This is a genomic window from Holospora undulata HU1 (assembly GCF_000388175.3).
GTDB lineage: Bacteria > Pseudomonadota > Alphaproteobacteria > Holosporales > Holosporaceae > Holospora > Holospora undulata_A.
The window spans coordinates 1-10,934 of sequence record NZ_ARPM03000059.1 but is presented as its reverse complement, the minus strand read 5'-3'; the positions used below and the strand labels follow the sequence as shown (position 1 = coordinate 10,934).

The following is a 10,934-nucleotide window of genomic DNA, read 5'->3' as shown; positions in this document are numbered from 1 at the left end:
ACGTCTTGCCTCAAGAACATAAGCGCAGATATCGCTTACTTTTATATACGTTATGGCTTTCCAAATGTGCGATAAGTTCCGACATAACGACTGATCGTCAATCAGAAGAGCCTTAGCCATTTGACGATAGCTCCCCCCCTTGTCAACAAAACTGCCTTAATCCTAATCTGCTGTGTGTCGGTTCTTTTCTTTCCGATGCTGCGTTCTTAACGCAGCACTATCTTATTTCAGAAATTTTTGCATAAGAAAAATTATTAAACTTGTAAACATTTCATTCAGCATGAGTATATGATGACCAGCCCTAGACAATATGTTGCGCTTTTCTGTATACTCTTTGAGTACTTATTTTTTTACGCGATGGAACTAGAAAAAAAAACAAAAACAGATGTTAAGCGCAAAGAAGATTCACGGATTCAAGTTTTTACTTTAGGGTGTCGGTTAAATATTCACGAATCTCATGTCATGGAAGATCTGGCAATTCAAGGCGGCCTGAAGAATGCTATCATTGTTAATACTTGTGCAGTAACAAAAGAAGCAGAGCGCCAATCTCATCAAGCTTTACGTAGCGCTAGAGCAAACAATCCAGATGCTTACATTATCGCCACTGGGTGTGCGGTTCAGCTTAATCCTGAATCTTTTGCTGCCATGCCAGAGGTTAATCGCGTTATCGGAAATGATGGAAAATTAAAAAAAGAAAGTTTTATTCAAGATTTTCCTTATCGTGTGTCTGTTGGACCATTAGAACGCACCATTCAAGAAGATTTTCCTATTCTTGATCATTTTAAGGGAAAAATCCGCGCTTTTCTTCAAGTGCAAAATGGATGTGACCATCGGTGTGCTTTTTGTAATATTCCAAAAGCTAGAGGGCGAAGCCGCAGTGTCCCTTTGGGAATTGTGGTACAACAGATTCGAAAGTTACTTTGCTGCGAAACTCAAGAAATTGTGTTAACAGGGGTAGATCTTACTGCTTACGGTAAAGACCTTCCTGGATCTATGTCTTTAGGGCGCATGGTTAAAAGAGTTTTAATGCAAGTTCCAGAACTTAAACGATTACGCTTATCTTCCTTGGATTCCATTGAAATAGATGAACCTTTGTTTGAGGTGTTGGCTCAAGATGAAAGAATGTTGCCCCATCTCCACTTAAGCTTTCAGTCTGGGAGCTCTTGTATTTTAAAGCGCATGCAGCGTCGTCACACGCCAGAACAAGCTTTAGATTTTTGTCATCGTATTCGTCAGTTTCGTCCAGAAATTAATCTTACTGCCGATTTTATTACTGGATTTCCGGGGGAAACAGAATTGATGTTTGAAGAAACTTTATCTTTTATGAAAGAGGCAAAGCTTGGAATCTGTCACATTTTTCCTTTTTCACCTCGTCCAGGTACTTTGGCAAGCAAGTTAGATGGTCATCTTCCAAAATCTGAAATTAAAGCGCGAGCCAAACATTTGCGTCAAGAAAATCAGCGTTTATTCCAAGAAATGCTTAAAAAAAAGCTGAACACTATTCAATCTGTTTTAATTGAAGAGGGAGCCTTTGGGTACACTAACGATTTTATTCGCGTTGTCTTAGATTCAGATTTAGGATTACGTCAAAGCATTCAACAAGTGCGCATGGTTGAATGCACTGAAAAAGGATGGAAAGGCGTGATATGTTAAAAGAATAAAAAGGCAAAACCGATTTTAAGGAATTTGGAGCTTTAACATTTTTTGGAAGTGCTTTTTAGATCTATAAACGCTTTGAATACGTTTTATCATATTCTTGCAAAAGTCGTGTATAAATAGAAGAAAGGTCGTGAAAGTCGCTTACTTTCACACGTTCATCGATTTGATGGATAGTAGCTTCTGGCATTCCAATTTCTAAAACTGGCGCTAAATTTTTTAAGAATCGTCCATCTGTCGTTCCTCCCCTTGTTGTATATTTTGGCTTCAATCCAGTAACATGACTGATAGCGTTAGAAGCGCATTCTATCCACAGCACATCTTGTGTTAAAAAGCTGGATCCGTGCAATGTAAGGTCAAGAACGTAGGAATTTCCGTGCTTTTTACAAACATGGTGAATATAATTAGAAACAGAATCAAAATTTTGATAAGGGTTAAACCGAATTCCAAATTGAGCCTTTGCGTAAGAAGGAGACACGTTCATTGCTATCGCTGGAGGCTCTATCCCGATCAGATTAAATCTTGAGGATTCAAAATTTTCGTCTCCTTCATCTAAAGTTTTCGAAACAAGCTCAAAAAGACACTGAACGAAACGGGGCATAGGATTATCACACAGGTCCGGATAGGCAATGTGACCTTGAATACCTGGATAGGTTAATGTTCCTGTGATGCTTCCCCTTCGACCAATTTGCAATACCTCTCCTACAAAATTTCCCGTAGGTTCCCCAATCAGGATGTGGTCAATTTTTTCTTGCTTTTCTTGAAGCCAAGGGATCATTTTTTGAATTCCATTCACTCCTGGCCCTTCTTCATCACTAGTAAGCAAGATGCTATAGGAACCATTTTGAGGGGAAGTTTTTAGGTGGTTCCATAAGCTGTGTAAAAAACATCCGATGGCTCCTTTCATATCTGCAATGCCTCTACCGTATATCCACCCTTGTGAGTGAGTGGGATGAAAAGCAGGAAAAGACCACTGAGCTTGAGGGCCAGGGGGAACCACATCGACATGTCCTGCAAAACATAAGTGAGGCGCCTTGGTTCCCCAACGTATATAAAGATTTTTAGTGTCTTGCCATTGAAGACAAAAAATTTGTTCTGTAGAAGCTCTAAATAATTCTATAAGCTCATCAAAAATTCCTCCATCGCTTGGGGTGACGCTTGCACAACTAACAAGCTGGCATGCCATAGTAAGGGGGGAAGCATCCAAAGAAAAAAGCATAAATAGTTACGCAAAAATTTTTATTCTACTGTTTGAACATAATCATTTTTTTCTTTTAGGTCAACAATTCATTAAAAAAAAATATTAATAAAAAATTGATTTGCTTTTGAGATTATTTTAACAGCATTACAAAAACAGATATTATATATTATATTTTATAGAAATTTGTTTTAAAAAAAACGAAAAACTTGACAAAAAGTGATCGATGTATTATGATTTCCTTAAGTTATTTTTAATAATCACAAGTTTGATTAATGTTAGGATATGGCGATATAAAAATACAAGAAACTCCTAATCCTTTGTCCGTTAAATTTGTTATTCCTTTGGGAGTAACCACAGGAGAATATATCTCGTTTTTTTCCAAACAAGAAGCTCAACACATCCCTGTATTAAGGCAAATCTTTGAGCTTCCTGGAATTCAGCATATTTTTTTAGCTCCAGATTTTATGACTATTACCAAAGACGAGGAAACTCCTTGGGGTCTCTTACAAAGTATAGTTATGTGTATCCTAAATCATCACAGAACAGATTTTCCCCTAAAGGAACTGACCTCATCTTGTGCTTTGGAGAAAATAACCACAAAAGAGCCTCCCTGTTATACACAAGATGAACAAAGCATTATAGAAGAAATTGAGGCATTAATTGCAACCAGAGTGCGTCCTAATGTAGAAGCAGACGGGGGGATTATTCAGTTTCATTCTATGGACATGGAACGAGGAATTGTTTATGTACGTTTAGAAGGAGCGTGCTCTGGGTGCCCTCACTCAAAAGAAACATTAACTTACGGAATTGAAAACTTGCTTAAGCATTACATTCCAGAAGTTCAAAGTGTAGAGGAGATATTAGATGATACATCGTTTTATTATTCTGATTAGTATAGGAATATTTTTGGCTCCACTGTTTGCAAATTCTGAAAAAAAACTCTGCAAAGACATTGAAAGCACTTACCGTGCGTGGGAAAAAAAACAAAATCTTTCTTATAGAAAAAAAAAATTTATTCGCTTGATGTGTTTAAGGGTTTGGAAAGAAAATTACCGCATTTTACACACTCGAATGGCTTTGTTGAATGTTATGAAAAAAAAGCACCAGAAAAAATTTTTGACTCCTCAAGAAAAAAAGTTTCTGAGAAAAGCTTGTGAATATTATAAAGTATCTGATTGGAGGTATTTGGTTGATCGCATAGATGTTATCCCTATTTCTATGGCCGTTGCCCAAAGTATACAAGAATGTGGCTGGGGAAAATCTCTGGGATGTCTTAAAAAAAATGCTTATTTTGGGATGACAAAGGGAAAAGAGTGCTATCAATACAGCACTCCAGAGCGCAGTGTTCAAGCGTATGTAAGGACACTTAATACGCACAAAGGATATAAGAATTTTCGCGCAATACGCCGAATGATGAGAGAGAGAAATCAAGAGCTTCTTGGGTGTATTTTAGTGAAAGAACTTTATAGCTACTGTCAAGATCCCGGGTACCCCAAAATCATCCAGTATATCGTAAAAAAATATCGACTTTCTGTTTTTGATTTAATGATGGAAAATATGCATCGCTGTATGGTAAAGAACAATAGATTCCGTCAGGAAGATTTAGACTTTAAGCAGTACTGTTTTCATCTGGCAAAGCACTCTGAAGGGGTTAAAGTCCTTGCAAAAGTACTGTGGAAAAAAATCTACAAAAATTTTTCTGAATTATTTTCTTCCGCTGCTTAATTACCAAAAACTAATTTGATTCTTGAACTAGGAAGCATAACCCTTCCCTCCAAAATGAAGAGACCGTCCCTTTTTCCAAAGAATAAGCAAAAGCGTTAAGATAAAAAATTAATAAAAAAAATCTATAAAAGAAGAGTAGGCCTTGCAGGACTTGAACCTGCGACCCTCTGATTAAAAGTCAGATGCTCTACCACTGAGCTAAAGGCCCTCTTCGATGATCAGTATCGTATATTTGATATCAAAAGTCAAGCATCTGCGGAAGAATTATCTCACTTAATTTTTATAAAAAGTGGAGCAGGGTGTTAAATAATGAATGTGCTTAAGAACTATTCATTTTTATTAAATAAAGAATACTTTGTATGGCTTTGAATAAAATTATAATAATTTATAATAATTTAACTTTTTCTCTTAATTAAGTTCAGATGATTTTTTTAAAATCTTACCTCTATAAAAAAAGCAAGCCAACAGATTAACCAAAGGCTTGCTCTTTACTTTTTTCCTAAAAAAATCGCAATGATACAGTTAAAAAACAAAAAACTGTTCTAAGCTTGCGTGTCAATTCCTAAAAGCTGCTCATCGTATTCTACTGGATGCCCATCTGCAAATCGAACCTCTTTTACTCGCCCAGAAACCGGAGACTTTATAATATTCATAACCTTCATAGCCTCTATGATAAGAAGAGGAGTTCCCACCGTTACCTGATCTCCAGCTTTGACTAAGGGGTCCGCACCGGGCTTTAATGCCACATAGGCAGTACCAACCAAGGGAGATCTTACCCAATACAAGGTATCCTGCCTTACACTGCCCTCTGAAGAAGATAAAATCTGTTCCTTTACAGGTTCAGGACCGCAAAACGAAGAAGGATCGATATTTCCAAGAAACTTAGAATCTTTAGCTCTCTTTGATAATTCAACAGAGTGCCGGACACCAGAAATCTCTTGTTCATAACGCACAGAACTCAAAGAAGACTTTTCCAGCAATTCTATTAACTCTTTTAATGCGCTTAAAGTTGCTTCGTCTAAAAAACGCAGCTCTTGATTTGATGAAGCTGTCATGCACTATACACCTTCCACATGTGTGCTTCATTATAACAAAAAAAAAATACTTTACAAGAGCAAAAAGTAATTTATTGCTAAGGTTTATTTTAGTTGAACTTAAAAAATTCAACTTTTTTCTAGAAAATAATAATTTTTTAAACAATAAAAAAACTTTTCTGCAATTAAGGTATCTCAAGGCACTATTTTTTCTAAATTTAAACCATTTCTCAATTAAATAGTATTTTTTGGCCCATCATTTATTAATCATACCCATTAATGTTCATTAAAAGAAGTTTTGCCCCTTCATTTACCCACTGAGAGCATCCTTTTTTACTACTTTTGCTGTACAAATACGCCTCTTTAAAAAATCGTTCTAACAGGGTATAAGGATGATGCATAGAAACCTCACAAATGTATTCATCTGATTTTTGATAAGTTTTGATGTGTTCGGCAAAATCATCTTTTAATATTTTTTGAAAATTATAACGCACACTGTGGTCTATAAAAGGTTCTTCACGTGGAAAGTTTTCGTTATTCAACATTTTTAAACAAAAAGTTCTAAACTTATCTAAAATATTTTTGTTTTCTTCTGAAGGGCAGTAATAATAGTCTTCAAGAAATTTTTTTTCGTCTAAAAAAAATGGTGGATTGATACCAAAGCTTAACCTTGAATAAAAATATTTCCTCAAAAGATCCGGAATTGTTTTGAGAACATAGGTGCTTTTTTCTTGTTGGATTAAATTTTTTTTAAATTTTTCTGTTTGTACACTGTGATTGATTTCTCCTAACAAAACTTTGTACCAAGATTTTAACTGATCAGAAACAATTTTTTCTCCCTCTATAACCTCTTGATGAATATTTTGTATTCCTCCGTAATGAGTACTTAAATAGTTCATAAACTCATTACACGTTTTATCACTGAAATTCCTAGTATTTTTCGTAAAATAAAAAATGTCATTGTCTAAATCAAAATTTTTTGGAATCGATTCTATTTTTGATGAAAAACCTATAAAATTTTTGTAAAAAGAAAAGAACTTTTCTATTTTTCCAAGCAATTGAGATAATTTTTCGTTGTCATTGATTTTCAAAAAATTCGAAATCTCATCAATTTCAATCTTTTCATCCCGATCAATTAGTCTTTTTAGGTGACCAGAGTTGAATTCTTCAACATCTATCCCGCAGCTTTCAAAAATTTTATCAAGCTCATTCATTTCTTTTTTTAACTCTCCAGATCTTTCGTTTTTTGCTTCTTCTAAAGCTTTGTTCAGTTTTTTCATTTTAAAACTGTTCAACGATCTTAAGTGTTTAATGTAATGTTCAGGAGAAAACGTTTCCAATAGGTACAAAAAATATGAAAAACTATCTTCTTCTTTTGTTCTTATAAAATTTTTATCAAAAAAATCTAAAGCAGCTTGTTTATCTGGCAAATCATCGCTTTTTTGTAAATCATTCAAAAATTTTAAATATTTGCTTAATGTTTTGTATTGATCGTCATAATCTCTAAGCTTATTTTCAGACCGCTCTTGATCGATTAAGTCTTTAAAAACTAAGAACGATTTAAATTCTTTGTTCACAAATATGCAAGAAAGATTAGAGCGAACTCTTTTTTTTAACTCTTCAGGCAGAGTGAGAAAAAAAGTTTTTGTTAGACTTAAATAGTGTGAAAAAAGCTCTAAACTTTTAGGAGCGTCTTCAGGTTTTGGTAAAATTTTTTCGATAAATAAATTTTGGTGTTCTGTAGGAAGAGAATTAACCGATTCCATAATAAATTTTAGTAATCTGTTAGAGCAATGGAAAGAAACAGGGTTTTTGTTAACGTAAAAAATAGCAAACGTTATCGTTCTGTTTTCAAAAAACAACTCAATATTTTTGATCTTACGAATTAACGCTCTTTGTAATGTTTCGAAATTTCCATCATCGAGCAAAAGTTCATGATCATCAGTCGCCTCGTCAAAGGCCTTACTTAAAGCATTGCTTAATCTTTCTGCATCTCTTAGATTTAAAATTTTTAAAACTCTGGAAAAGTCGTTGGAAAAATTTAGATCATCCGCACTCAAAATAGACCAAGGAAGATCATAATGGGTAGATCTTCCTTTATTTAGTGAAAAAGTCAAAATATTTTCTAAAGTCTTGAAATCAATATTCTTTAGTAAAGCATCTAAAGGAGACTTCAAGCATAAAAGATCAGATTCCTCAAGTCCTCGGAAAGGAAAAGCCCATTGTTTTTTCTTTATCTGAATACGGTTGAACGCATCGTGTAACGCAAAAAAAACTCGAAAAAAACAATCTGCATTTGCGCTTAATTTTTCTACTACAGAAAAACGTTTTAGGGCATTAAAGGCATGGCACCCGTAAACTAGACGATAAGAACCTTTTTCTTCTTTTAAGTTCAATAACGCCAGCAACGCATTGCTTAATGCATTTTCTCTAGATTTTTCTAAGTTATCTAAGGCATTATGAATAATTTTTTTATTAACAATGCCATTAACAAAATTTTTTTGAAAAGCATAATCCAAAATGGCTAAACTTTTTCCTAAAAGATCAAAAAGATTTTCACTAGGACTTCTTATAACACGCTCTGTTAGACAAATAAAATTTTTTATTAGAATATTAGGGTCAGAAGAGCACAAGGTTTTTAAAGCATAACAAGTAAATTTCGGATCAATGCACCTTAAATTAAAAAGAACAGTGAAAAGGCGAACTGGACCAACAGACTTAAACGCGTTTTTTAACTCATTTTCCTCACAAGTATTACGGTTTAAAAATTTTTGGTCATCAAAGCAGGAATGAACGTATCTTGCATTTTTTGCAATACGCTCAACAGATTCCAATTTAAAATCAGTCGCCTTTAGAATATCAGACAGGGCGCGATTCACAGCATCTAGTTTAACACTGGTGCCGTCAACTTGATAAACACCATAAATATTTTGAAGAGAGCTTTGAAAAAAAAGCCCCCAAAAAACACTTAACCAACAAAAAGATACTCTTTTTTTCATAGTGAAACAGACATATAATCCTACTCTTCTAGTTATTATAAAATAAATAGCATAGTCAATACACCAAAAAAACAAATAATAAACTTTTCTTAAACGTGCAAAATCAATCTAAAGTTTTTATTTTATACCAAAACTAAAAAGTCAGATTTTAACAATCGCCTTTAACACCGATTAACTTTAACTGTTTGATTTTTTAGAATGAACTGTCCTATGCAACAAAATTTTTATCTATTTTTCTTTCTAAAAAATACTTCAAAGAATTCAGTTGATTACAATGGAAAAATACCCTAAAGTAAAAAAGTTAACGTTCCCGATACCGAATTCTTCCCTGAGACAAATCGTGAGGACTGAATTCAACTAACACTTTGTCTCCAACAGAAACCATAATACGATTAGTACGCATTTTCCCAGCAATGTACGCATTGACTACTTGATCAGAACCATCTAACTGAATAGAAAAACGCGCATTCGGTAAACACTCTAAGACAACTCCTGTAAACTTTAATATATCTGTTTTGGCCATACCATAAATACACGCATACCACTGGGTGGAAGTATAAGGAAATTAATCACTTTTGTCTAGTAGTCTTAAACCGTAACGGTACTAAGACGCATCGCCCCATTAAAAGTGCACCTGCAAAAGTTTGTTCAGCGTTTTAAAAGATGATTGAGATAATTTAAAAAAATATTGAAATCGAGAAATCTTTTTCGAAATCGCACTTTTCTAATCATACCAGATCCCCTTACTAGATGGGCAGGTGGGGTGCATTACAAATTGACCGCACTGCAACATAAAGTAGAGCCCAAAAAAAAGGGGAAAAAAACAAGCAAAGGAATAATCGCAATAACAAGAAAAAAATATCAGGTAAAAAGCAAAGACACACCTTAAAGACGCAAATTGTGGGTGATAAACAGATAAAACAAGTGATAAGTAGTACGGTTTTCTAAAGGAAAACGGTGCCTATTTAAGGAATCTAGACTATGGTGCATAGATATCAAGGGACACAAAATATGCATCGCAAATCCGAATTACCAAAAAAGAAAAGTACGCCCCCCTTTACCACAAGGGGGTAAGCAGAAAAATCAAGAACTCGCGAGCAAAATAAGAGTCAATGAAAATGTCATAGGAATGATTAAGCGATTTAAAATCATAGCAGATGAATATAGAAATAGACGAAAAAAATTTGGGCTAAGATTCCCCATCATCTTTGCTATTTATAAATATCGAGTTACCTAAATGATAGTTTCCGAAGATGTCTATTATATTTTTTTAAACTCGGCTACCTGTTATGCTTTTTGTTTAAAATGTTGAGGGCGCGGAATTATTAAGCTAAACCAAGTTTTTTTATTTCTCTATGTACCGTCGATCTTGTGATAGTGAATTTGAATAGTTCTGCTATTTTTTGTTGCCCCTTATTGATGGTCAGTTGACTGTCCTCCTTCTATCCAACCTCTTACTCGCATTCTTTGTATCATTTAAGCCGACTTTTTTTCTTATGTTCCGCTGGTGACTTTAACTTATCTACAGCTCTAGTTTTCAGGTGCTTTACCCAAGACGTCAATGTAGTTCTGGATATCATATTCCGCGCTATTACAGCGCTCTTCCTCAAATGTATGTTCTGCGCTTTAGCTTATTATTTTTTCGTATCTTAAAATATCTATCATTCTATAAAACATATGTTTCTCGAAGGAGGTTTGTTTTTAACAGCAATATTTTTGTAATACATAATTTTTACAAAATAGTTAATATAAAACAACGTGTATATAAAAATGTTAACAAAAATTTTTATTATTTTTTGTGTTCTTGCCATGAATACAGCATCAACTGATATAATAAACAAAGAATTAAAATAAAATATCACTCAAAATATAATCGTATAAAAACAAATCATTATTAATGTATGGAGTTTCTTTTTTTTAAACATATGAGAATAGCAAAGGATTATGAAAGAAACATAAAAAAAACTGGAACAAAACTTTAAAAAAAATTATTAGAAAGTCAAATACAACCAGGCTTAGATGAGATACAGCTAAATCAGTATAAAAATATTACGAAAAATGGAATTGAAATAAGTGATCAATTGAACAAGTTAATGTTCTTCTTACATGTTTGGCTTGGGGCCATTTTTTCTCAATAGGATTGAGATCAGGGGAATAATGAGGAAAATAAAGCAAACTATGGCATCTTCTAGCATATTTTGCACTGCTTTCCCTTTATGGAAAATGGCATTATCCATAACACTGCCGCTTTCCTTTGGAAGGTTTGGTAGCACCCAAGATGTAATCCCCTGTAAGCCAGATATGAACCCAATTGCAATT

Annotated in this window: 8 protein-coding genes, 1 tRNA gene and 1 pseudogene; 4 read left to right on the top strand and 6 right to left on the bottom strand. The window is 34.0% G+C overall.

The window, feature by feature from the left end; translation table 11 throughout:
* The first annotated feature begins 357 nt into the window (after window positions 1-357).
* Window positions 358-1,653, top strand: coding sequence for a tRNA (N(6)-L-threonylcarbamoyladenosine(37)-C(2))-methylthiotransferase MtaB (gene mtaB, locus K737_RS00885; protein ID WP_075260294.1), 1,296 nt, complete (start codon window positions 358-360; stop codon window positions 1,651-1,653).
* A 70-nt stretch (window positions 1,654-1,723) separates the two neighbouring features.
* On the opposite strand, the gene dapE is transcribed toward mtaB, so the two are convergent.
* A complete protein-coding gene (gene dapE / locus K737_RS00880; RefSeq protein ID WP_006288702.1) occupies window positions 1,724-2,875 on the bottom strand; it encodes a succinyl-diaminopimelate desuccinylase in 1,152 nt (383 codons plus the stop codon).
* 254 nt (window positions 2,876-3,129) lie between these two features.
* Here dapE and K737_RS00875 point away from each other — a divergent pair, with 254 nt between their 5' ends.
* Entirely contained in the window at window positions 3,130-3,750 is a 621-nt protein-coding gene (locus tag K737_RS00875; RefSeq protein ID WP_006288699.1) for a NifU family protein, read from the top strand.
* On the top strand, window positions 3,722-4,582 hold the full coding sequence (locus tag K737_RS06660) for a glucosaminidase domain-containing protein (protein ID WP_006288697.1): 861 nt from the start codon (window positions 3,722-3,724) through the stop codon (window positions 4,580-4,582). Before K737_RS00875 ends, K737_RS06660 begins: the two co-directional genes overlap by 29 nt.
* 136 nt (window positions 4,583-4,718) lie before the next feature.
* On the opposite strand, the gene K737_RS00865 is transcribed toward K737_RS06660, so the two are convergent.
* The 4 genes from K737_RS00865 to infA all read right to left on the bottom strand — a co-directional run bounded on the left by K737_RS00865 (window position 4,719) and on the right by infA (window position 9,138).
* Window positions 4,719-4,790, bottom strand: a tRNA-Lys gene (locus K737_RS00865).
* 334 nt (window positions 4,791-5,124) lie between these two features.
* Window positions 5,125-5,637 carry an acetyl-CoA carboxylase biotin carboxyl carrier protein gene (locus tag K737_RS06655; protein WP_006288692.1) on the bottom strand — a complete coding sequence of 171 codons (513 nt, stop codon included), beginning with the start codon at window positions 5,635-5,637 and terminating at the stop codon, window positions 5,125-5,127.
* A 242-nt stretch (window positions 5,638-5,879) separates the two neighbouring features.
* A complete protein-coding gene (locus K737_RS00855; RefSeq protein WP_006288690.1) occupies window positions 5,880-8,615 on the bottom strand; it encodes a hypothetical protein in 2,736 nt (911 codons plus the stop codon).
* Window positions 8,616-8,916: 301 nt separating this feature from the next.
* Window positions 8,917-9,138: a translation initiation factor IF-1 gene (gene infA / locus K737_RS00850; RefSeq protein WP_006288689.1), complete on the bottom strand. Its 222-nt coding sequence runs from the start codon at window positions 9,136-9,138 to the stop codon at window positions 8,917-8,919.
* A 284-nt stretch (window positions 9,139-9,422) separates the two neighbouring features.
* On the opposite strand from infA, the pseudogene K737_RS10860 reads away from it, so the two are divergent.
* A pseudogene (locus K737_RS10860) lies at window positions 9,423-9,856 on the top strand (IS5/IS1182 family transposase); the annotation flags it as partial.
* An 808-nt stretch (window positions 9,857-10,664) separates the two neighbouring features.
* Here K737_RS10860 and K737_RS11700 read toward each other — a convergent pair.
* Window positions 10,665-10,790, bottom strand: coding sequence for a hypothetical protein (locus K737_RS11700; RefSeq protein ID WP_407636436.1), 126 nt, complete (start codon window positions 10,788-10,790; stop codon window positions 10,665-10,667).
* Window positions 10,791-10,934: the final 144 nt, after the last annotated feature.